Source organism: Pseudomonas sp. D3 (assembly GCF_029320995.1).
GTDB lineage: Bacteria > Pseudomonadota > Gammaproteobacteria > Pseudomonadales > Pseudomonadaceae > Aquipseudomonas > Aquipseudomonas paraveronii.
In genome coordinates, this window is sequence record NZ_CP119772.1 from 3,331,182 (window position 1) to 3,352,366 (window position 21,185).

The window sequence follows — 21,185 nt, forward strand, 5'->3', positions numbered from 1 at the left end:
GGCCGCAGCGCTTACTTGCAGACCACGACCACGCTGCGGCTCTTGAAGTTGCCCACGTCTTTGCCCAGGGTCTTGTCATCTTCGCTCAGGGCGGGCGTGCCCTCGGTGCCGACGATGCGATAACCAGTGCCGGCGCAGGACGCATCGGCCTTTTCATAGCAACCGGCCCAGGAGTTGGCTTCACCCGAGCAGTCGATCGTCAGCCCCTGTTCACCGTTTTTCAGATAAACGTCAGAGGTGGTGGTGCAGCCGGTGAGCGCCAGTACCGCGGTGAGTGCCAGAATCTTGTTCATGTGGGGTCGTCGTCAGGATGTTGGAGGGGTGCGCGGACACTGTCGTGGGGCGTTTGCGGAAGATTATAGCGAACGGCCATGTAGGTACATGACAAACACAAAAAAGCCCCGGTCACCGGGGCTTTGTGCGCAGGGCTTGCAGGCTTACTTGCCCTTTGGCCGCTTGCTCGACGCGTGACCCGCTTCATCTACAAACACTTCGGCTACCGCAACAGCTTCGCGTTCGGTCGCGAACGAGCCGGCAACGCTGTCTCCGTGGAAGTTGATCAAGTGCCAACCGTCCGCACGCTGCGTGATCAGGTAGCCGTTTACGCCTTTGGGTTCTGACATCTATTAACAATCTCGTGGTCTGGTTCAAGGGCGTAATGATAGCGCCAATTGTCGCGCCCCCGCCCAAGTTATTCCAGGTCAATGTTTGAGGCGCAAAAGCGTGCTAAAAGGGTCTCAGCCCATTTTAAACCAGAGGGCAACGTTGTTTTTGTCGTGCCGTTTGTGCCGCTCTTCGTAGGATTAGCGGAACTTACGCGGACATTTTTTCTCTATGATGACATCGCAACGCCAGCAGGACCCATTGTAAGGTGACTGCGGCCTGATTAGACTGCGCCGAATTCCGTACGCACAGCCCTTTGTAAGGACCCATATGATCAAGAAATGCTTGTTCCCAGCAGCCGGTTACGGCACTCGCTTCTTGCCAGCGACCAAAGCCATGCCCAAAGAGATGCTGCCGGTGGTGAACAAGCCACTGATTCAGTACGGCGTCGAAGAGGCACTGGATGCCGGCTTGAATGAAATCTCTATCGTTACCGGCCGTGGTAAGCGCGCGCTGGAAGACCACTTCGACATCAGCTACGAGCTGGAAAACCAGATCAAAGGCACCGACAAGGAAAAATACCTGGTCGGCATCCGTAAGCTGCTCGACGAGTGCTCGTTCTCCTACACCCGTCAAACCCAGATGAAAGGCCTTGGCCACGCCATCCTGACCGGCCGCCCGCTGATCGGTGACGAACCGTTCGCCGTGGTACTGGCGGATGACCTGTGTGTGAACCTGGAAGGCGACGGCGTGCTGACCCAGATGGTCAAGCTGTACCAGAAGTACCGTTGCACCATCGTCGCGGTTCAAGAGGTTGATCCTCAAGAAACCAACAAGTACGGCGTTATCGCCGGCGACGATATCGGCGATGGCCTGATCCGCGTGCGTGACATGGTCGAGAAGCCAGCGCCTGAAGATGCCCCGTCGAACCTCGCGATCATCGGTCGTTACATCCTGACCCCGGACATCTTCAAGCTGATCGAAGAAACCGAGCCGGGCAAGGGTGGCGAGATCCAGATTACCGACGCCCTGTTGAAGCAGGCCAAAGACGGTTGCGTGATCGCCTACAAGTTCAAAGGTCGTCGTTTTGACTGCGGTGGCGCCGAAGGCTACATCGAAGCGACCAACTTCTGCTACGAGCACTTCTACAAGACCGGCAAGGCTTACTGATTCACGGTTGCCCGTCTGTTGTGAGAGAAAGCCACCTTCGGGTGGCTTTTTCGTTTTTCAGCCCCAACTAAGTCGGTATGCTGATTGCCTGCCGAGGAGAGTGAAATGGCCTACGATTTTGACCTGTATGTGATTGGCGCCGGTTCCGGCGGTGTTCGTGCTGCGCGCTTTGCCGCTGGTTTTGGCGCCAAAGTGGGCGTGGCGGAAAGCCGCTATCTGGGCGGCACGTGCGTGAACGTCGGCTGCGTGCCGAAGAAGTTGCTGGTCTACGGCGCGCATTTTGCCGAAGATTTCGAGCAGGCCAGCGGTTTTGGTTGGTCCCTGGGTGAAGCGAACTTTGACTGGGCGACCCTGATCGCCAACAAGGACCGCGAGATCAACCGCCTCAACGGCATCTATCGCAACCTGCTGGTCAACAGCGGCGTGACCCTGCACGAAGGGCATGCGCGACTGGTCGATCCGCATCAGGTGGAAATCAATGGCGAGCGCTTCACGGCCAAGCACATCCTGATCGCGACCGGCGGCTGGCCGCAGATTCCGCAGATTCCGGGGCATGAGCACGCGATTGGTTCCAATGAAGCGTTCTTCCTCAAGGCATTGCCCAAGCGCGTGCTGGTGGTGGGCGGTGGCTATATCGCCGTTGAATTCGCCGGAATTTTCCATGGCTTGGGTGCGCAGACGTCTTTGCTGTATCGCGGCGACCTGTTCCTGCGCGGTTTTGACGGTGCGGTGCGCAAGCACCTGCAGGAAGAACTGACCAAGCGCGGCCTGGATCTGCAGTTCAATGCCGATATCGAGCGGATCGACAAGCAAGCCGATGGCAGCCTCAAGGCCACCCTCAAAGACGGGCGCGTGCTGGAAACGGACTGTGTGTTCTACGCCACCGGCCGCCGGCCGATGCTGGATAACCTGGGCCTGGAAAACACTGGGGTCAAACTCGATAAGCGCGGTTTTGTCGAGGTGGATGACCTGTACCAGACCGCCGAATCGTCGATCCTGGCGATTGGCGATGTGATCGGTCGCGTGCAGTTGACCCCGGTGGCCCTGGCCGAAGGCATGGCCGTGGCGCGCCGCCTGTTCAAGCCGGAGCAGTATCGCCCGGTGGACTACGCGATGATCCCGACGGCGGTGTTCAGCCTGCCGAACATCGGTACGGTCGGCCTGAGCGAGGAGGACGCGAAGAGCAAAGGCCATAAGGTGACCGTGTTCGAGAGCCGTTTCCGGCCAATGAAGCTGACATTGACCGACTGCCAGGAGAAGACCCTGATGAAACTGGTGGTCGACGCCGACACCGACAAGGTGCTGGGTTGCCATATGGTCGGCCCGGACGCCGGGGAAATCGTGCAGGGCTTGGCGATCGCGCTCAAGGCGGGCGCGACCAAGCAGCACTTTGATGAAACCATTGGCGTACACCCGACGGCGGCGGAAGAGTTCGTCACCATGCGCACGCCCGTGGCCGACTGATCAGGTGCTGGCCGTTGCCTCGGCGGTTGCTGCAATGGCGACCGTCAGGCGCAACGCCTCAATGCTGGTCTGGGCCTTGATCAGGTCCAGCTCCAGTGTCTTGTTGGTCTGCTGAAATTCGCTCAGCGCGGCTTGGCGCGACTGGCTCTCCTGCACCGCGACCCGCAGGCGCTCCTGAAGCAGGGCGCGTTCGCTGTCGATCTGCTTCAATTGTTCGCTCAGTTTGAGTTGCTGCGCCTGGTCCTTGCGCACTTGCTCCTGCAATGCCGCCAGCTCCTTCACGGTTACTCGATGCTCGATCAGCAGGCGCTCGTTGTCGCGGTGCAACTGGGTGATCTCGTCCTGGCGCACCATTGCGCTCTGCTGGGCCTGGCGCAGTTCCGCCTGAACCTGCTGCACCTGGCCTTCGTGGCGTCGTTGCTCCTGTTCGCGCTGCTCTTTGATTGCGTTGCGGTAATGCTCCAGTGCATCCCGAGCGTGCAGGTGTTTATCTTCCAGCGAGCGAATCTGTTCGTCCTTGTCGCTGATGCGTAACTCGTAGTCACTGCACGCCTGGCTCAGCCCGGCGTTACGGGTTTGCTCGGTCTGCAGGCTGGTGCTGGCGGTTTGCAGGGCCGCGCTTTCGTCGGCTAGGGCCGCGGCCTGGATATCGAATTGCTGCTGCAGTTGCTTATGGGCTGTTTGCAGCGTTTCGAGTTGGCCGAGCAGGGCGGTTTTCTGTTGCTCAAATTTCGCCACGGCCAGGTCAATCGGCTCCTGGGCTTTGTCTTTAAGGCGCTGGGCGAGCCGCGCCACCAGTTCGCCCAGTTCGTCGTCGATGGGCGCTTCGGTGATGGTTTGCCGCGTTTCACTCTCGTCCAGTTCCTTCAAGTAGCGATGAATCGTGGTTTTCGAGCCGGTATTACCCATTTCGATGCGTACCGCATCAATGCTGGGGTTTTCGCCGCGGGCGAGGATCGCCAGGCGTGCCGTTTGAACGACTGCTTTGTTTATGCCGCCACGAGCCATGGGGTCTCCGTCGATTTAGTACTGTGGTACATGGTATGTATATACATACTATAACACCAATAGTCATCGGTTAAAAATCATGATCTAACAGATGGGATATTGGCGTATTATCCCGTGTCAGCGCGGTTTTAGCCGTGAGTACGCCCCTCAGCAGTACGAAAAGGCCTTCATGAGCGATCTGGATCGTTACCTCAACGCCGCTACCCGCGATAACACGCGCCGCAGTTATCGAGCAGCCATCGAGCACTTCGAGGTGAGCTGGGGCGGATTCCTGCCCGCCACCAGCGACAACGTGGCGCGTTACCTCGTGGCGCATGCCGGGGTGTTGGCGGTGAATACCTTGAAGCTGCGGCTTTCAGCGTTGGCGCAGTGGCATACGAGCCAGGGCTTTCCCGATCCGACCAAGGCGCCAGTCGTGCGCAAGGTGCTCAAGGGGATTCGCGCCGTGCACCCTGCGCGCGAGAAGCAGGCAGAGCCGTTGCAGCTCAAGCACCTGGAGCAGGTGGTGGCATGCCTGGAAGGAGAGGCGCGAGCGGCGAGCGAAGCCCGTGACCCCGCCGGACTGCTGCGCGCCAAACGTGACCGCGCGTTGATCCTGCTGGGCTTCTGGCGAGGTTTTCGCAGTGATGAGTTGTGCCGATTGAGCATCGAGCACGTTCAGGCCGTGCCCGGGGCTGGCATCAGCCTGTACCTGCCGCGCAGCAAAAGCGACCGCGACAACGTTGGCAAGACCTACCAAACCCCGGCATTGCTGCGGCTATGCCCGGTGCAGGCCTACAGCGAATGGCTCAGCGCCGCGGCGCTGGTCCGCGGCCCGGTGTTTCGCGGGATTGACCGTTGGGGCAACGTGGGCGAGGCGGGGTTGCACCCCAACAGCGTGATCCCGCTGTTGCGCCAGGCCCTGGAGCGCGCGGGCATCCCGGCCGAGCAATACACCAGCCACTCCCTGCGCCGGGGCTTTGCCACTTGGGCTCATCGCAGCGGTTGGGATTTGAAGTCGTTGATGAGTTACGTCGGCTGGAGCGACATGAAATCCGCCATGCGCTATGTTGAAGCGACGCCCTTTCTTGGCATGACCCTGGCCACCCAGCCGCTGATTTGAGGTTTCTTCTATTAATACTGTCAGTTGATAGAGAAAGCCAATCGCGAGCATCAGGTTTGCCAATGAGCCATCGGCCGCAAGAGTGGGTAGGATTCATCTCATCAACTTACTAACCCCTGACGGAGAGTCAACGATGCCTATCATCAACAGCCAAGTAAAACCGTTCAAAGCGACCGCCTACAAAAACGGCAACTTCGTAGACGTGTCTGACGCTGACCTGAAAGGCAAATGGTCGGTAGTGTTCTTCTACCCGGCCGACTTCACCTTCGTTTGCCCAACCGAGCTGGAAGACCTGGCTGACAACTACGCCGAATTCCAGAAGCTGGGCGTCGAGATCTACAGCGTTTCTACCGACACCCACTTTGCCCACGCTGCCTGGCACAACACCTCGCCAGCCATCGGCAAGATCCAGTACACCATGATCGGCGACCCAACCCTGACCATCTCCCGCAACTTCGACGTGCTGATCGAAGACGCCGGCCTGGCAGATCGCGGTACTTTCGTGATCAACCCGGAAGGTCAGATCAAGATCGTTGAACTGAACGACGGCGGTGTTGGCCGTGACGCTTCCGAGCTGCTGCGCAAAATCAAAGCTGCTCAATACGTCGCTGCCCACCCAGGCGAAGTGTGCCCAGCCAAGTGGAAAGAAGGCGAGGCCACCCTGGCTCCGTCTCTGGACCTGGTCGGCAAGATCTAAGTCTGTGACACATCAAGGGCGGGATTCCGCACCTAAGTAAGCTGCAACCGCCCTCAAAAACGCCCGGGCGAGATTCGCTCGGGCGTTTTTTTTACCGAATCAAAAGGAATCGCCCGTATGTTGGACGCCAATCTTAAAGCTCAGTTGAAGTCATACCTGGAACGGGTCACCCAGCCGATCGAGATCGTCGCCTCCCTCGATGACGGCGCGAAGTCCCAGGAAATGCTGGCTCTTTTGCAGGACGTAAGCAGCCTCACCACGCTGATTACCCTGAAAACCGATGGTGACGATGCGCGCAAGCCCTCGTTCTCCATCAACCGCCCGGGTGCCGATATCAGCCTGCGTTTTGCCGGCATCCCCATGGGCCATGAATTCACTTCGCTGGTGTTGGCCCTGCTGCAAGTCGGTGGCCACCCGTCGAAGGCCAGTGTCGAAGTGATTGAACAGATTAGCGCCCTCAAAGGCGAGTTCAGCTTCGAGACGTACTTCTCGCTGTCCTGCCAGAACTGCCCGGACGTGGTCCAGGCGCTGAACCTGATGGCCGTGCTGAACCCGAACATCCATCATGTGGCCATCGACGGCGCGCTGTTCCAGGCCGAAGTCGATGAGCGTCAGGTCATGGCTGTACCAAGCGTCTACCTCAACGGGGTGAACTTCGGCCAGGGCCGCATGGGCCTGGAAGAAATCCTCGCCAAGCTCGACACCAGCGGCATCGAAAAAGCCGCCGAGAAGATCAGTGCCAAGGCGGCATTCGATGTGCTGGTGGTCGGCGGTGGCCCGGCCGGTTCGGCGGCGGCTATTTATGCTGCGCGCAAAGGTATCCGTACCGGTGTCGCGGCGGAGCGTTTTGGCGGCCAGGTGCTGGACACCATGTCCATCGAGAACTTTATCTCGGTGCAGGAAACCGAAGGGCCGAAGCTGGTCAGCGCGCTTGAAGCCCATGTGCGTCAGTATGACGTGGACATCATGAACCTGCAGCGTGCCAGTAGCCTGGTGCCGGCGAAGAATGCCGGTGACTTGCACGAAATTCGCTTTGAAAGCGGTGCGACGCTTAAGTCGAAGACCGTGATCCTGGCCACCGGCGCCCGCTGGCGTGAAATGGGTGTGCCGGGTGAGCAGGAATACAAAGCCAAGGGCGTGTGCTTCTGCCCGCACTGCGACGGCCCACTGTTCAAGGGCAAGCGCGTGGCGGTGATCGGCGGCGGTAACTCCGGCGTTGAAGCGGCCATCGACCTGGCCGGTATCGTCAGCCACGTCACCTTGCTTGAGTTCGACAGCAAGCTGCGCGCCGACGCTGTGTTGCAGCGCAAGCTGTTCAGCCTGCCTAACGTCGACGTGATCACCAGCGCGCTGACCAGTGAGGTTAAAGGCGATGGCCAGAAAGTCACTGGTCTGGTGTACAAGAATCGCGACAACGGCGAGTTCACGACCATCGACCTGGAAGGCATCTTTGTGCAGATCGGTTTGTTGCCGAACACCGACTGGCTCAAAGGCACGGTCGAACTGTCGCCCCGTGGCGAGATCATTGTCGACGCACGTGGCGAAACCTCACTGCCAGGCATCTTCGCTGCCGGTGACGTGACCACTGTGCCGTACAAGCAGATCGTGATTGCGGTGGGCGAGGGCGCCAAGGCGTCCCTGAGTGCTTTTGATCACCTGATCCGTAGCTAGGCGCCAGCATAAAATCCGGCCCGGAAATGAAAAACCCCATGTGTAAGCATGGGGTTTTTTATGGCCTGGGATGTTTACAGTGGCGCTGGCTGAATGATCTCAACCCAGTAAGCGTCCGGGTCCTTGATGAACGCCAGGCTCTTCATGCGGCCATCGTTCAGGCGCTTCTGGAAGTCGCAACCCAGGGCCTCGAAACGCTCGCACGCAGCCACGATATCCGGCACCGAAATACAGATATGGCCAAAGCCACGTGGGTCGGTGTTGCCATTGTGATAGGCGAAGTCGGCGTCGTTTTCGGTGCCGTGGTTGTGGGTCAGTTCCAGGATGCCTGGGATCGATTTCATCCACTGGGTACGCTCGGCGGCGTCCGCCGGAATCTGGGCCTTGTCCACCAGCGCCAGGAAGTACAGGCTGAATTCCGCTTCCGGGAAGTCGCGTTTTTCTACCAGCGAGAAACCCAGGACACGGGTGTAGAAATCCAGGGACTTGGTGATGTCCTTGACCCGCAACATGGTGTGATTGAACACGAAGTTCGAGGTGGCGGTGTCAGGTTGGGCGGTGACGCCCGGGAAAGTGTTCAGATCGTGCAGGCTCATGGACCCTCCAGAAAAAATGGGGCAAACGCGGTTTGAGATGAGAGGTGCGTTCCCTTGGCTTGCGGCAAGCATTCGTGCAGCTGGGCCATGATACGCAAGGCCCGCCCACTGCGCCAAATGAAAAAGGTCACGCAGGCCTTGCGACCCGCAGGGGCTGGGCCGCAAACTTTGGCGCTTGAACCTGGGGTGTTTTTGCAATGATCGAATGTCGTACACCGCTGTTGAGCGCGTTGTGTTTGCTGTTGAGTAGCCCCTTGGTGCTGGCGGCCGAACCGGAAGTCCTCTGGCCCAGTGGCTGGCAAATCGAAGAAGTGGTCACTGATAAAGAGGCGCCAGCCAGCACTCAAAACGTGTCTCGGCAGCGGGCAATAAAGAATGATGAAAATGGCGCGACAGTGATGGTCATGGAGTTGACGGGTACCCCGATCGAGGCCGGGCATGCGGTCAATCTTGAGGGCGTGTTACTGGAAATGCGCAAGTCCATCCAGAAAGATTTTGCCCAGGGCGGCTATCAAAGTGTGTGCAGCAAGATGCGTCCTACAACATTGAGCCGTCTTGAAGCGCTGGAAACTACTTGCGTGATTACCGAGAACGGCCGGCACGTACTCTCGCAAACATTGGTTGGCGCTGTTGATACCGATAAAGCCTTTGTTTTTTCATACGCGGGCCAGGCGCAAGCATACGAAGCGAGCAAGGATGAAGTCCGTTCGGTGCGCGACAGTCTGAAACTTTGAAAGGCGCTGTCCCCAACATTTTTGAACGAAGTGAAATGTTATTTAAGTTCGCATTCGAACCGTTAAACAAAAAAGCCCCGCTATTGCGGGGCTCTTTGTAAATGCCTTTTCGATCAGCTGCGAAGCCAGGAATCTACAGTGGCGGCGCCATACTGTTCTTTCCAGGCTTTCAGGCCGCGGTGGTTGCCGCCTTTAGTCTCGATCAGTTCGCCGGTGTGCGGGTTGTGGTAAACCTTGACCACGCGCGCGCGGCGCTGTTTTGGTGCGGTCGCGCTCGCTGCGGCCTTGCCTGGGTTAGGATCAAGGATGGAAATGATGTCGCGCAGGCCCTTGCCGTAGCTCTTCATCAACGCTTGCAGTTTTTCTTCGAATTCGATTTCTTTCTTCAGGCCAGCGTCGTTCTTCAGGGATTCCAGCTGGGCAAGCTGCTCTTGAAGGGCTTTTTCTGCTGCGCGAAATTCGGCGAGTCTGGACAAAATATTTACTCCAATAGTGTATTTGGCTGATATCAACTGCAGATAACGCTATAAGCCAAGAGCGGTAAGGCGACTCGAGAAAGAGGCCTTCCTGCGAGTTCTGCACAGGTATGAAAAATTGTAGTAGTTAATCCGCCACGAGTAAATCATGTCTTTAGCTAATTAACACTCTTTCATCGGCGCGGTAGATGGCTATTCAATGGCTGGTCAGAGATTTAATGAACTCATCGCAGGGTAGCGGGCGCCCGAACAGGTAACCCTGCAGGAAATCCACGCCTTGTGCTGCCAGGTATTCACATTGCTCGATTGTTTCCACGCCTTCGGCAACGATGCCCAAGTCGAGCTTGCCGGAGAGCTCTATGATGCTGTCCAGAATATGCCGCGAGAGTGCATCTACACCGATCATGGCGACAAAGCTCTGGTCGATCTTCAAGTAGTCGACATTGAAGTTACGCAAGTAGGTCAGGCTGGAGTGACCGGTGCCGAAGTCATCGATTGCAATCATCACCCCCAGTTCGTGCAGCGCATCGAACAGGCGGCGGGTGATGTCGGTAGGCTTGATCAGTTCGCGTTCGGTCAACTCCAGCACCAGGATCACCTGGCCAGGCGTGAAGGCAGCGAGAAACTCCCGGCAGTCCTCCACCAAGGCCAGGTCCTGACAATGACGGGCGGTGATATTCACGCCGATATGGAAACCGCGGGCGAAACGCTCGGCATGCGGCGCCAATTGCGCCGCCGTCTGGCGCAGCAGCGCGCGAGTCATGGGCACGATCAGGCCACAGTCCTCAGCCAGTGGAATAAACAGGTCCGGCCGCACCAGGCCTTCCTTGGGGTGGTTCCAGCGCATCAGGACTTCGCAGCCAGCCCACTCGCGCGTATCGCCGCGTACCACCGGCTGGAAATAGGCGATGAACTCATTGGCACCCAAGGCCCGGTGCAGTTCGTGGGTCGGGGCTGACGAGCGTTTTTGCAACCAATGAGCCGACGCACCCGCCAGTGCGCCAAAGAATCCCACCAGGATGAACAGCGCCGGGTAACGATCCTGCAGATAGCGCCAGACTTCCCCGGCCGGCATGCCCGCGTCGACGCTGTAGCCATAACGCGTGGACGCCAGGTGGTGGTGGGCCACGGCAAACACCGGCAGCGCACTGTCGCGCACCTTGCCGTCAGCGCTCATCCAGTGAGGCCCGACCTGTAGGACGAGCTCTGCGTTGTGGCTGATCAGGCGCAGGGCGTTGCTCAGGTGATAGCCGTCAATCGATGCAAATGCGCCTTTATCGCCGTCGACCAGGCGGTATACCAACAGCGCGGTATCCGGTGTGACCGGATTGCCATTCATCAACCATAAGCGCCCATTGACATAATCTTCCGGGTTGACCGGTGATTCGTAACCACCGCCGAACAGGGAGCTGCAATAGATGTTTTCCTGCCAGGACAAGGTGGTCGCCCTTACAAATGGCCGGCGCGTGACCTGTTCACGCAGTGCCAGTTTTACCCCGTTGTTACACGGCTGACCGGCCAGCGGCAGTAACGCCTGGGCGGCGAGGGCGGTGTTGTCGAGCATCAGGTCGAACTGGCGCACCGCCTCCTGGGCCGTCTGCGCGGTACTTTGTTGCAGGGTGTGTTCAGCCTGCCAATGCAGGATGACCACGCCCACACCGATCGGTAGCAGTGCGCTGAGCGCGGTAATCAGATAGCGCGTGGCGCGCTTTCTCGGGGCGTTGACGGTCAGGGGCATGGGCGGACGGTCTGTCGTGGGATGGGGCGTGCCGGGCGGCACACGATTAACTCGATGATAGATGGCCGGGCCCGATTAAGCTCGCCGCAGCTGAGAAATCTACGCTCTGCGCTACGCGAATGAAGGCCAGGGTCGCAGGCGTCGACTGGCGTTGATCCAGCACCGCCAGGCCAATTTCGCGGCTGACCGGCGGAGACAGCGGACGCACGGTGTAGCGCGCATCCGGCGTTTCGGGCAACGACGCCTGGGCCACCACGCTGACGCCGTCACCACGGCTCACCGCCTCCAGGGTGCTGAGCAGTTGCGAGCAGCGATATCGCACCTTCGGGCTCAGCCGAGCCGTGTCGAACAGTCGCGAGACCAGCTCCAGCGAACCGGCTTCAGTGAGGATGAACGGGTCAGCGCACAGCGCCTTCAACGCCACGCATGAGCGTTCGGCCAAGGGGTGGGCTGCGGGCAAAAGGGCGACCATCTGGTCTTTGAATAGCGCAAACGTATCGAATCGTTCGTGCTCCAACACTACAAACCCTACATCGATACGCCGCTCATCCAGCCATTGGATCACCTGGCGATCCGGGCCTTCGTCGACATGCACTTCAATGCCCGGATACTGCATCCGGTAGCGCTTTAAAATGCGCGGCAGCAGGCGATTGGATGAGGTGGGGCCGAAAGAGCCGATGCGCAGGGTGCCGCGCTTCATCCCGCGCGCGTCGCAGGCTTCCTGCTGCAAGGTGTCGGCCACGCCGAGCAGTGTGCGGGCGCGCATCAGCAGTTGCCGGCCGATGTCGCTGAGTTCAACTTGGGACTGATGGCGTCGAAATAGCTCGACGCCCAGCTCTTGCTCCAGGGCTTTGATGGCGTGGGACACAGCGGACTGGCTGATCCCCAGGCGATGGGCCGCGCTGGTGAACCCCTGCAGTTCTGCGACCCGGGAGAATATTTCCAATTGCGTGAGTGTCATGAGTATTTACTCATTTTACGATGATTGATCATTAGCTGGAGGATACGCCAATCCCGCAAGCCACAGAGCAACCCACCGATGACCTCTTCTCCGGACCACTGGACCTACCTGAAGCTCGCCGCTGTGACCATGATCTGGGGCGGGACTTTCGTGGCCGGCCGCTATCTGGCCACCGACCTAGAGCCGCTGCTGGCAGCGACACTGCGTTTTCTATTGGCGAGTGTTGCGCTATTGGCCTTTATGGCCTGCGCACGCGTGCGCCTGAGCCGCCCAGACGCCAGGCAGTTCGTGCGTCTGGCCGTGCTGGGTTTTTTCGGCATCTTTTTCTACAACCTGTGTTTCTTTTACGGCCTGCATTACATCAATGCATCGCGAGCCTCCTTGATTGTCGCCTTGAACCCAGCGGTGATCGGCGTGGCTTCATGGTTGCTGTTCAAGGAGCGCCTGGGTGCAGCCAGGTGGCTGGGGATTGCCTTGTGCCTGGCCGGCGCGGGCACGGTGATTGTCAGTCGCAACCCCCAACTGTTGCAGGCGGTAGACAACGCCTGGCGCGGCGATTTGCTGATCTTCGGCTGCGTGGTGGGGTGGGGCGTGTACTCGTTGTGTTCGCGTGAGCTCAACCAACGCCTGGGCCCCTTGCAAACGGTTACCTGGTCGATTCTGCTGGGCACGGGGATGCTGATGATCACCACCCTCATCAGTGGCGGGATCACTCTGAATGCGCTGGCCGCCGTCCATCTGCCGCAACTGCTCGGCCTGTTGTATCTCGGGGTGGTGGGCTCGGCGGTGGCCTATATCGGCTGGTACGACGGTATTCGCCGAATCGGCGCGACCCGCGCCGGTGTGTTTATCGCCCTGAATCCGCTGACCGCGGTCATTTGCGGCGCGGTGTTGCTGGATGAGCAACTGACCCCACCCATGTTGTTGGGCGGCGCGGTGATCCTGCTTGGCATCTACCTGTGCAACAAACCCCTTGCTGCGGCCAGGCCAATGGGGATTTGATAAGAGGGCGGACAAATACTGTTACGCTGTGTAGAATCGGTTTACGCATACAAGAATATGGACTTGCGCTCACGCAAGCCTCAGCCGTCAGAGACTGATGTAACCATGAAGCTACTCGGCTCCCCCCTGATCTTTGGTGACTTCCTCGCCCGTAGCGTGCGAGGTCTCTCGTGTGCGCCTCCCTCCTGCTTCATCCTTGCTGGCAATTGACATCCGTTCATCACAAGAATGAAGAGGCGCCGAACATGGCTGACCAATACGAAAACCCAATGGGCCTGATGGGCTTTGAATTCATCGAGTTCGCATCGCCCACACCCGGCACCCTGGAGCCGATCTTCGAGATCATGGGCTTCAGCAAAGTCGCGACCCACCGCTCCAAGAACGTCGACTTGTATCGCCAGGGTGAGATCAACCTGATTCTCAACAACGAGCCCAACAGCATCGCCTCCTACTTTGCGGCCGAGCACGGCCCATCGGTGTGCGGTATGGCGTTTCGCGTGAAGGATTCGCAAAAGGCCTACAACCGCGTCCTGGAACTGGGCGCCCAGCCGATCCATATCGAAACCGGGCCGATGGAGCTGAACCTGCCGGCGATCAAAGGCATCGGCGGTGCGCCGCTGTACCTGATCGACCGCTTCGGCGAAGGCAGCTCGCTCTACGACATCGATTTCGTCTACCTCGAAGGCGTGGAGCGCAACCCGGTCGGCGCCGGCCTCAAGGTCATCGATCACCTGACCCACAACGTGTATCGCGGGCGCATGGCCTACTGGGCCAACTTCTACGAGAAGCTGTTCAACTTCCGTGAAGCGCGTTATTTCGATATCAAGGGCGAGTACACCGGCCTGACCTCCAAGGCCATGAGCGCTCCGGACGGCATGATCCGCATCCCGCTCAACGAAGAGTCGTCCAAGGGCGCCGGGCAGATCGAAGAGTTCCTGATGCAGTTCAACGGTGAAGGTATCCAGCACGTGGCGTTCCTCACCGACGACCTGGTCAAGACTTGGGACGCGTTGAAGAAAATCGGCATGCGCTTCATGACTGCGCCGCCGGATACCTACTATGAAATGCTCGAAGGCCGCCTGCCGAACCATGGCGAGCCGGTGGACCAGTTGCAAGCGCGCGGCATCCTGCTCGACGGCTCGTCCATTGAAGGCGACAAACGCCTGCTGTTGCAGATCTTCTCGGAAACCCTGATGGGCCCGGTGTTCTTCGAGTTCATCCAGCGCAAGGGCGATGATGGGTTTGGCGAGGGCAACTTCAAGGCACTGTTTGAGTCCATCGAGCGTGACCAGGTGCGTCGCGGTGTATTGACCGCCGACTGATCACGTTGTCGTCACCACAAGCCCGGTAGAGGTCGCCTCTGCCGGGCTTTTTTTGTGCGGAACCGTATCTCGACCAGCGCCCACAAAGATGACAGGACTGCAGGAAACAGCCTGCCCCTTGATGCAGGGATGCCGTACTTCAGTGTTCATGCCGCCGAGATCCTCTTTATGATCAATACGTCCTATGCAAACCCACAGACGTCTACGCCTTACACGCACAGTCAGCCCGTCGCGTCCACTCGCAGCACCCGCTCGGTCAGCGACTCGGACCCAGTCGACCTGGCGTTTCAAACCTACATGGACCGTGTGCAGTCAGAGTTCCAGAACGGTTCGCTGAGCACCGGGGGGCGCGCGCTGGCTTATGCCGCCGTCAGGCCCGACAAGCCGGGAGCGCCTGGGGTGCAGGTGTCTACCTTCGCCGTCGATGGCGCGCAATCCAACGACCTCGTAATGGTCAAGCGCACGCCGGCGACCGCCGAAGGTCCGAACTTTTTGATGTATTTGCCGGAGAAAGAAGGCCAATCGTTTCACGCATTCAATACCCCTGAGCAAATGACTGCCTGGCTCAAGGCGTCGCTCAGCGATCCAAAGGCGCGGGACACGTTTGCCGCACACTTCGCCAGTGACGCGGCGCCAAAGCAAGTGGAACGGGTCAAGCAGGTGCTGGAAAAATTTGCCGCCGGCGATCCCGATACGGTGGTCGGCAGTTATGCGCATGAGAAGGGGGACATCTTTACGCGCCTGCACAAAGACGCCAGCACCCCGCCGGTGCCCGTCAATGGCTTAACCAATACGCAGCTCTACAACCTGTCGCCGGACGGCAAGGCCACCTACGTCGGGACGCGCGCGGATGGAAATAAGGTGCTTTACAATTATGATGCTTACGGCAACCTGCATGGCGGTGCCGCAGACGGACAGTACTTGGTGCGTAACGGGCTGAACAATAACGAGCCGCTCGTAAAGATGACGCGTGAGAGATACAACGCGAATCTGCGCAATGTTGCCCTGGACAATGTGGGCGCCAATAATCGAAGTGGGCTCTACGATGAGTTCCTCAAACAGCTCAGAAACCCTGGCCATGGCCTGGGGACGGCGCTGAAAGAGTTGGGCGTTCCTGAAGACGTGGCTTACTCGGTCGAGAAAATCGCGAAGAACCCGGTCACGGGGACATTGCTTGAGCTGAACCAAAACAATCGGCTTGGCAATCTGTTTGGCGTTAAGAAAGAAGTGATGGATGCCGCCTTGGAAGATATAGGCAATGAGGTGCAGAGCAGCATCCCGATTTACGGCAAAAGGAGGGAGCAACTGAATACCGTGGCCGACTTACTGGAAAAGCAGTTCGGCACGCCTGAGCAACCAACGGCTCAGGTGCGAATCGGTTAAGTCGCCACATAGCCTCGGAGGGAATGGATGCCCCCACCACCGACATCCGCTCGTTCACTCATGGCCTGCGCTGACGCACCAGGTGCTTGAAGCCCTCGTACACCAGTACCATCACCGCCAGCCAGATCGGGATATACGTCAACCATTCGCCCGCCTTGATACCTTCCCCCAACAACAACGCCACCCCCAGCAACAAGACCGGCTCCACATAACTGAGTAGCCCGAACAGGCTGAATGCCAATAAACGGCTGGCAATGATATAGCTCACCAGCGCCGAGGCACTGATGACGCCCAGCATCGGAATCAATGCGTACAACTTCGGGTGGGCCTCCATCACCACAAAGCCCTGTTCACCGCTCTGCACAAACCACCACGCCACCGGCAGCATCAGCGCCATGTCCAGCCACAGCCCGCCCAAATGGTCGGTGGTCAGGTATTTACGCACCACGAAATACACCGGGTAGCCGATGATCACCACCAGCGTGGCCCAGGAAAAACCACCGGCCTGATACAGCTCGTTAAGTACCCCAAGGGCAGCAAACAAGACAGCGATCTGTTGCAGCCGCGACAGGCGTTCGCCATACACCAGGCGTCCGGTCAGCACCATGGTCAGCGGCAGCAGGAAATAGCCCAGCGACACATCCAGGCTGCGCCCATTCAGCGGCGCCCACATGAACAACCACAATTGCGCGCCGAGCAGCGCCGAGGACACCACGATGCCGCCAATCAGTCGCGGCCTGGCCGCCAGCATCCGCAGCACGTCCCATGCCCGTCGCCATTCGCCGCTGACGAGCATGAACACCGTCATGCACGGCATGGTGAGTAACATGCGCCAGCCGAAAATCTCCAGGCCACTCAAGGGGGTCAGCAGCGACGTGAAGTAATACATCACGGCAAACAGCACCGAGGCCAAGACCGATAACACAACACCTTTAGACACGCTGTCCTCGCGAAAACCGTTGGATACAAAAGAGGGGGATTTCAGCAGGGGAATATAGTGCTTTTAGCGTGAGAGCGGCGCTCTGTTTTGGGGCGTTTCATGCAGGTATTTTTCACTGCCCCCGGCGGGAGGGCAGTGAGCCGCGATCTTCCGGGGGTTACGTAAGCGACATGCGGCCGGAGACAAAATGGCCGACATCATTGAAGCCGGGAGTGGACGAGTGCCCTGGCGTCACCAGCGAGTCAATAAATGCCTCATCCTCAGCCGTGAGCTTCACATCCAGCGCGCCGGTGTAGGCATCCCACTGCGCCTCGGTACGTGGCCCGACAATCGCAGAGCTGACGGCCGCGTTGTTCAGTACCCAGGCGATTGCGAACTCGACAATCCCCACGCCACGCCCTTGGGCATATTGCTGGATCTGCTGGGCAATGCGCAGCGACTCCACCCGCCATTCGGTTTCCAGAATGCGCTTGTCCTGGCGTGCGGCACGGCTGCCGGCCTCGGGTGTCACATCGGGTGCGTATTTACCGCTGAGCACGCCACGGGCCAGCGGGCTGTAGGGCACCACGCCCAAACCATAGGCGGCTGCGGCAGTGATTTGCTCGACCTCGGCCTGGCGATTGACGATGTTGTACAGCGGCTGGCTGATCACCGGTTTGTCCACGCCCAGGCGCTCGGCCACGCGAATCACTTCGGCAATGCGCCAGCCACGGTAGTTGGACAGGCCCCAGTAACGGATCTTGCCCTGGCGAATCAGGTCGCCGATCGCCGACACGGTGACCTCCAGCGGGGTGTTGTGGTCTTCGCGGTGCAGGTAGTAGATGTCCAGGTAATCCGTGTCGAGACGGGTAAGGCTGGCTTCCAGCGCGTTGAAAATACGCTTGCGGCTCAAACCGCTGCGGTTGGGCAAACCGTCCGGCGGGCCAAAGCCGACCTTGGACGCCACCACCCAGTCCTGGCGCTGACGGGCGATGGCTTCACCAACCAGCTCTTCCGAACGTCCGCCGGTATAAACGTCGGCGGTGTCGATGAAGTTGATGCCCTGGTCCCAGGCCTTGTCGATGATGCGCAGCGAGTCTTCGGCGTTGGTCTGTTCGCCAAACATCATGGTGCCCAAGGTCAAGGCACTGACCTTCAAACCGGACTGGCCCAATGTGCGGTAAATCATGGAAAGCTCCTCAAGGCAGGAAAACGTGTGCCATGCAATACCAGACTCGCAGGCTCTGGAACAAGCCCCCGGGCGTGTTTCTTCATGTGCTCAGCAGCCTCTGGCAACGTGCCTGGAGGAAGCGATGCAGCACTTTCACCCGTTCCGACACTTGCAGGCGATGCGGGCACATCAGGTTGAAGGGCGTGGGTTCGCCCTGCCAGTCGGTCAACAGCGGCACCAGGCGTCCGGCCTGGATGTCGCTGGCGATATCCAGGTTGGCTTTATAGGCAATGCCATGCCCGGCCAATGCCCAGCGCCGCACGATTTCCCCGTCGTCGCTCAAATAGTCGCCCGTCACGTCGACCTCCTGCAGCTCGGCGCCTTGGCGGAAGTACCAGGTGTTGTTGGCCCGTCCCTGGCGCATGTAGCGCAGCGTGTTGTGTTGCGTCAGCTGTGCCGGCGTGCTCGGTGCGCCATGGCGCGCCAGATAGGCGGGGCTGGCGCAGGCGATGCGCCGGTGGCCTGGCACCACCGGCAACGCCACCAGGCTGGAGTCGCGGGGTACGCCGAAGCGCAGGGCGATGTCGACGGTTTCGCGGAACAGGTCGGCGTTACTGTCGTTAAGCAACAACTGAACGCGGATGTTCGGGTGTTCCAGCTTGAATTCATCCAGCCAGCCCAACAGCACGTTGCGCCCGAAATCCGAAGGCGCAGCCAATTGCAGCCAACCACTCAGGCTTTGGCCGTGTTGCTTGATCGCCTGCTCACCCTCAGACAAGGCTTCCAGCGCCACGCGCACACTGTCCAGGTAGCGCCGGCCTTCCTCGGTCAGGCGCATGTTGCGGGTGGAGCGCGCCAGCAGCCGTATGCCCAGGCGGGTTTCCAGGCGTTTGAGCGCAATACTCGCGGCGGCTGGCGTGAGGCTGAGGCTGCGCGCGGCCGCCGACAGGCTGCCGGTGTCGGCGGTGCGCACGAAGATTTCCAGGTCGAGAATCGAGCTCATTTGTAAAAATCCTTTAAATATCTTGTCGTTTTACCGGGATTTTTCGCCGATTGCCAAGCTGGGAAGATGAACCTTCACTTTCTGACGCAGGACATTTCTTCATGACCCATTCTCTCAGCGGCAAAACTGTCGTCGTTATCGGCGGCAGCAGCGGCATTGGCGCAGCGGTGGCCAAGGCGGCAGCCGCGCATGGCGCACAGGTGGTGCTGGCCGGACGGCGGGTGTCCTCCGGCGTCGAGAACGGCGTGCGCAGCGAACCGGTGGACGTCACCGACAGCGCCTCCCTGCAACGCCTGTTCGACGCCGTGGGGCGCTTTGATCATCTGGTCTATACCGCCGGCCCGTCAGTGCGCGCCAAAAACCTGATCGACACCGACCTGGACGAAGCCCAAGACAATTTCAACGTCAAACTCTGGGGTTCATTGCGCGCGATCCAACGGGCGCTGCCGTTCCTCGACGAGCACGGCAGCATCAGCCTGACTTCCGGCCAACTCGGCCGCAAATTTGCGCCCGGCCAGTTCATCAAGACCGGCATCAATGCCGCGACTGAAGCCCTGGGCAAGCAATTGGCCAAGGAGTTGGCACCGCGTCGGGTCAATGTGATCTGCCCTGGCGTGATCGACACGCCGGCGTATGCCGGGTTGGACGAAGCGCAGCGCCTGGCGATGTTTGCCAGCGTGGGGGGCACATTGCCGGTAGGGCGCGTCGGGCAGGCCGACGAAGTGGCGGAGGGGTATGTATTGGCCATGGAGAATGGCTTTATGACCGGCGCCGTGATTGATATCAACGGCGGCGGGCTGTTGTAAACACCGCATGACAGGTGGGAGCAGGCTTGCCCCACCTGTACGCCCGTGTCAGACCTTGAGGGTCCGGGTCATACGCAATGCCAACACACTGCCGGCGACGATCACCGCCGCCAGTAGGTACAGCGCACTATCCGTGGACCCGGTGGCATCTTTCACAAAACCGACGATATACGGGCTGAGGAAGCCAGCCATCTGGCCCATCGAGTTGATCAACGCCAGGCCACCTGCCGCCGCGCCCGCACTGAGCATCGCGGTGGGCACCGGCCAGAACATCGGCAGGCCGGTGAGGGCGCCCATGGTGGCGATGGTCAGGCCGAGAATCGCGATAGCCGGGGTGGTGGCGAAATTCACCGCGATCACCAGGCCCAGAGCGCCCATCAACATCGGCACCACCAAATGCCAGCGCCGCTCCTTGCGCAAGTCAGCGGAGCGGCCCACCAGCAACATGAACACGGCGGCCAGCAGGTAGGGAATCGCGCTGAGCCAGCCAATCACCAGGTTGTCGCTGAAACCCAGGTTCTTGATGATCGACGGCAGCCAGAAGTTGATCGCGTAGACGCCACTCTGGATGCAGAAGTAGATCAGGCCGAACGCCCAGATCGCCGGGTTCTTGAACACTTCGGCGAGGGAGTCGGTGGTGGTTTTCGGCTTGTTTGCCAAGTCAGTGGCGTGGTCGGCTTCCAGCACCGCACGTTCATGCGGCTTGAGCCACTTGGCGTTGGCAAAGCTGTCGCTGAGCAGGAAGTAGGCGAGGGCGCCCAGAATCACGGTCGGGATGCCTTGCAACAGGAACATCCACTGCCAGCCGGCGAGGCCGCCTTGGCCGGTGCCGAAATGGTTGAGAATCCAGCCGGAAAACGGGCTGCCCAGCAGGCCGGACACCGGAATCGCCGACATGAACAACGCCATGATCCGCCCACGGCGGAACGTCGGGAACCACTGCGAGAGATACAGCACCACACCGGGGAAGAAGCCGGCTTCGGCGGCACCGGTAAACAGGCGCAACGTATAGAAATGCGTCGGCGTGGTGACGAACAGCAGGCAGGTGGACAGCGCGCCCCAGACGATCATCATCAAGGCAATCCAGCGCCGCGGACCGAACTTGGTCAGCGCCAGGTTGCTCGGCACGCCACACAGCACGTAGCCAATAAAGAAGATCCCGGCACCCAGGCCGTATACGGTTTCGCTGAACTTCAGCGCATCGAGCATCTGCAACTTGGCGAAGCCAACGTTTACCCGGTCAAGGTAGTTGAACAGGTAGCAGATGAAAATGAAGGGGATCAGGCGCAAGGTAATGCGCTTGTAGATGGCGTTTTTATCGTCATCGGTGGCCAGTGGGGCAGCGGCGCTCTGTGACAT

General features: G+C 59.6%; 21 protein-coding genes. 10 read left to right on the forward strand and 11 right to left on the reverse strand.

The window, feature by feature from the left end:
- Window positions 1-11: 11 nt before the first annotated feature.
- Window positions 12-293 (reverse strand): YgdI/YgdR family lipoprotein, encoded by a 282-nt coding sequence (locus P3S72_RS15205; protein WP_247402404.1) that lies wholly within the window; start codon window positions 291-293, stop codon window positions 12-14.
- Window positions 294-437: 144 nt separating this feature from the next.
- On the reverse strand, window positions 438-623 hold the full coding sequence (locus P3S72_RS15210; protein WP_247402407.1) for a hypothetical protein: 186 nt from the start codon (window positions 621-623) through the stop codon (window positions 438-440).
- Between the two features lie 310 nt (window positions 624-933).
- Between P3S72_RS15210 and galU the strand changes: the two genes are divergently transcribed.
- Complete coding sequence (gene galU, locus P3S72_RS15215; protein WP_003212579.1) at window positions 934-1,773, forward strand: UTP--glucose-1-phosphate uridylyltransferase GalU; 840 nt, start codon at window positions 934-936, stop codon at window positions 1,771-1,773.
- Window positions 1,774-1,878: 105 nt separating this feature from the next.
- Window positions 1,879-3,237, forward strand: a complete 1,359-nt coding sequence (gene gorA, locus P3S72_RS15220) for a glutathione-disulfide reductase (protein ID WP_276192899.1) — start codon at window positions 1,879-1,881, stop codon at window positions 3,235-3,237.
- On the opposite strand, the gene P3S72_RS15225 is transcribed toward gorA, so the two are convergent.
- The gene (locus P3S72_RS15225; RefSeq protein ID WP_276192900.1) at window positions 3,238-4,245 is read right to left on the reverse strand and encodes a DNA-binding protein; all 1,008 of its coding nucleotides are present in this window, start codon (window positions 4,243-4,245) and stop codon (window positions 3,238-3,240) included.
- Window positions 4,246-4,414: 169 nt separating this feature from the next.
- Between P3S72_RS15225 and P3S72_RS15230 the strand changes: the two genes are divergently transcribed.
- The 3 genes from P3S72_RS15230 to ahpF all read left to right on the forward strand — a co-directional run bounded on the left by P3S72_RS15230 (window position 4,415) and on the right by ahpF (window position 7,715).
- A complete protein-coding gene (locus tag P3S72_RS15230; protein WP_276192901.1) occupies window positions 4,415-5,347 on the forward strand; it encodes a site-specific integrase in 933 nt (310 codons plus the stop codon).
- A 133-nt stretch (window positions 5,348-5,480) separates the two neighbouring features.
- Complete coding sequence (gene ahpC / locus P3S72_RS15235) at window positions 5,481-6,044, forward strand: alkyl hydroperoxide reductase subunit C (RefSeq protein ID WP_276192902.1); 564 nt, start codon at window positions 5,481-5,483, stop codon at window positions 6,042-6,044.
- A gap of 117 nt (window positions 6,045-6,161) precedes the next feature.
- Window positions 6,162-7,715, forward strand: a complete 1,554-nt coding sequence (ahpF, locus tag P3S72_RS15240) for an alkyl hydroperoxide reductase subunit F (RefSeq protein ID WP_276192903.1) — start codon at window positions 6,162-6,164, stop codon at window positions 7,713-7,715.
- Between the two features lie 74 nt (window positions 7,716-7,789).
- Here the strand turns inward: ahpF and gloA are convergent, their stop codons facing one another.
- Window positions 7,790-8,311 carry a lactoylglutathione lyase gene (gene gloA, locus P3S72_RS15245; protein WP_276192904.1) on the reverse strand — a complete coding sequence of 174 codons (522 nt, stop codon included), beginning with the start codon at window positions 8,309-8,311 and terminating at the stop codon, window positions 7,790-7,792.
- A gap of 197 nt (window positions 8,312-8,508) precedes the next feature.
- Here gloA and P3S72_RS15250 point away from each other — a divergent pair, with 197 nt between their 5' ends.
- Complete coding sequence (locus P3S72_RS15250; protein WP_276192905.1) at window positions 8,509-9,045, forward strand: DUF4946 domain-containing protein; 537 nt, start codon at window positions 8,509-8,511, stop codon at window positions 9,043-9,045.
- A gap of 113 nt (window positions 9,046-9,158) precedes the next feature.
- Here P3S72_RS15250 and P3S72_RS15255 read toward each other — a convergent pair whose 3' ends face one another.
- From P3S72_RS15255 to P3S72_RS15265, 3 genes are all read right to left on the reverse strand, one after another.
- Window positions 9,159-9,521, reverse strand: a complete 363-nt coding sequence (locus P3S72_RS15255) for a histone-like nucleoid-structuring protein, MvaT/MvaU family (RefSeq protein ID WP_247402038.1) — start codon at window positions 9,519-9,521, stop codon at window positions 9,159-9,161.
- Between the two features lie 196 nt (window positions 9,522-9,717).
- Window positions 9,718-11,259, reverse strand: a complete 1,542-nt coding sequence (locus tag P3S72_RS15260) for an EAL domain-containing protein (RefSeq protein WP_276192906.1) — start codon at window positions 11,257-11,259, stop codon at window positions 9,718-9,720.
- Window positions 11,260-11,305: 46 nt separating this feature from the next.
- The gene (locus P3S72_RS15265; RefSeq protein ID WP_276192907.1) at window positions 11,306-12,220 is read right to left on the reverse strand and encodes a LysR substrate-binding domain-containing protein; all 915 of its coding nucleotides are present in this window, start codon (window positions 12,218-12,220) and stop codon (window positions 11,306-11,308) included.
- A gap of 78 nt (window positions 12,221-12,298) precedes the next feature.
- Here P3S72_RS15265 and P3S72_RS15270 point away from each other — a divergent pair, with 78 nt between their 5' ends.
- The 3 genes from P3S72_RS15270 (at window position 12,299) to P3S72_RS15280 (ending at window position 15,927) form a co-directional block, all read left to right on the forward strand.
- Window positions 12,299-13,222: a DMT family transporter gene (locus tag P3S72_RS15270; RefSeq protein WP_276192908.1), complete on the forward strand. Its 924-nt coding sequence runs from the start codon at window positions 12,299-12,301 to the stop codon at window positions 13,220-13,222.
- Between the two features lie 245 nt (window positions 13,223-13,467).
- Complete coding sequence (gene hppD / locus P3S72_RS15275; protein ID WP_276192910.1) at window positions 13,468-14,544, forward strand: 4-hydroxyphenylpyruvate dioxygenase; 1,077 nt, start codon at window positions 13,468-13,470, stop codon at window positions 14,542-14,544.
- A gap of 129 nt (window positions 14,545-14,673) precedes the next feature.
- Window positions 14,674-15,927, forward strand: a complete 1,254-nt coding sequence (locus P3S72_RS15280; protein ID WP_276192911.1) for a DUF6543 domain-containing protein — start codon at window positions 14,674-14,676, stop codon at window positions 15,925-15,927.
- Between the two features lie 58 nt (window positions 15,928-15,985).
- Here P3S72_RS15280 and rarD read toward each other — a convergent pair whose 3' ends face one another.
- The 3 genes from rarD to P3S72_RS15295 all read right to left on the reverse strand — a co-directional run bounded on the left by rarD (window position 15,986) and on the right by P3S72_RS15295 (window position 19,020).
- Window positions 15,986-16,867, reverse strand: coding sequence for an EamA family transporter RarD (rarD, locus tag P3S72_RS15285; RefSeq protein ID WP_276192912.1), 882 nt, complete (start codon window positions 16,865-16,867; stop codon window positions 15,986-15,988).
- 157 nt (window positions 16,868-17,024) lie between these two features.
- Entirely contained in the window at window positions 17,025-18,035 is a 1,011-nt protein-coding gene (locus P3S72_RS15290) for an aldo/keto reductase (RefSeq protein ID WP_276192913.1), read from the reverse strand.
- Window positions 18,036-18,117: 82 nt separating this feature from the next.
- Complete coding sequence (locus P3S72_RS15295; RefSeq protein WP_276192914.1) at window positions 18,118-19,020, reverse strand: LysR family transcriptional regulator; 903 nt, start codon at window positions 19,018-19,020, stop codon at window positions 18,118-18,120.
- A 101-nt stretch (window positions 19,021-19,121) separates the two neighbouring features.
- On the opposite strand from P3S72_RS15295, the gene P3S72_RS15300 reads away from it, so the two are divergent.
- A complete protein-coding gene (locus P3S72_RS15300) occupies window positions 19,122-19,826 on the forward strand; it encodes an SDR family oxidoreductase (RefSeq protein WP_276192915.1) in 705 nt (234 codons plus the stop codon).
- A gap of 48 nt (window positions 19,827-19,874) precedes the next feature.
- On the opposite strand, the gene P3S72_RS15305 is transcribed toward P3S72_RS15300, so the two are convergent.
- Window positions 19,875-21,185 carry an MFS transporter gene (locus tag P3S72_RS15305; RefSeq protein WP_276192916.1) on the reverse strand — a complete coding sequence of 437 codons (1,311 nt, stop codon included), beginning with the start codon at window positions 21,183-21,185 and terminating at the stop codon, window positions 19,875-19,877.

Coding starts and splice junctions, on each gene's coding strand:
- P3S72_RS15250 (WP_276192905.1), top strand. CDS start 8,509: ATGATCGAATGTCGTACACCGCTGTTGAGCGCGTTGTGTTTGCTGTTG.
- P3S72_RS15205 (WP_247402404.1), bottom strand. CDS start 293: ATGAACAAGATTCTGGCACTCACCGCGGTACTGGCGCTCACCGGCTGC.
- P3S72_RS15225 (WP_276192900.1), bottom strand. CDS start 4,245: ATGGCTCGTGGCGGCATAAACAAAGCAGTCGTTCAAACGGCACGCCTG.
- P3S72_RS15270 (WP_276192908.1), top strand. CDS start 12,299: ATGACCTCTTCTCCGGACCACTGGACCTACCTGAAGCTCGCCGCTGTG.
- P3S72_RS15260 (WP_276192906.1), bottom strand. CDS start 11,259: ATGCCCCTGACCGTCAACGCCCCGAGAAAGCGCGCCACGCGCTATCTG.
- P3S72_RS15290 (WP_276192913.1), bottom strand. CDS start 18,035: ATGATTTACCGCACATTGGGCCAGTCCGGTTTGAAGGTCAGTGCCTTG.
- P3S72_RS15295 (WP_276192914.1), bottom strand. CDS start 19,020: ATGAGCTCGATTCTCGACCTGGAAATCTTCGTGCGCACCGCCGACACC.
- galU (WP_003212579.1), top strand. CDS start 934: ATGATCAAGAAATGCTTGTTCCCAGCAGCCGGTTACGGCACTCGCTTC.
- P3S72_RS15210 (WP_247402407.1), bottom strand. CDS start 623: ATGTCAGAACCCAAAGGCGTAAACGGCTACCTGATCACGCAGCGTGCG.
- gorA (WP_276192899.1), top strand. CDS start 1,879: ATGGCCTACGATTTTGACCTGTATGTGATTGGCGCCGGTTCCGGCGGT.
- gloA (WP_276192904.1), bottom strand. CDS start 8,311: ATGAGCCTGCACGATCTGAACACTTTCCCGGGCGTCACCGCCCAACCT.
- ahpC (WP_276192902.1), top strand. CDS start 5,481: ATGCCTATCATCAACAGCCAAGTAAAACCGTTCAAAGCGACCGCCTAC.
- P3S72_RS15230 (WP_276192901.1), top strand. CDS start 4,415: ATGAGCGATCTGGATCGTTACCTCAACGCCGCTACCCGCGATAACACG.
- P3S72_RS15305 (WP_276192916.1), bottom strand. CDS start 21,185: ATGTCACAGAGCGCCGCTGCCCCACTGGCCACCGATGACGATAAAAAC.
- ahpF (WP_276192903.1), top strand. CDS start 6,162: ATGTTGGACGCCAATCTTAAAGCTCAGTTGAAGTCATACCTGGAACGG.
- P3S72_RS15300 (WP_276192915.1), top strand. CDS start 19,122: ATGACCCATTCTCTCAGCGGCAAAACTGTCGTCGTTATCGGCGGCAGC.
- hppD (WP_276192910.1), top strand. CDS start 13,468: ATGGCTGACCAATACGAAAACCCAATGGGCCTGATGGGCTTTGAATTC.
- P3S72_RS15280 (WP_276192911.1), top strand. CDS start 14,674: ATGCCGTACTTCAGTGTTCATGCCGCCGAGATCCTCTTTATGATCAAT.
- P3S72_RS15265 (WP_276192907.1), bottom strand. CDS start 12,220: ATGACACTCACGCAATTGGAAATATTCTCCCGGGTCGCAGAACTGCAG.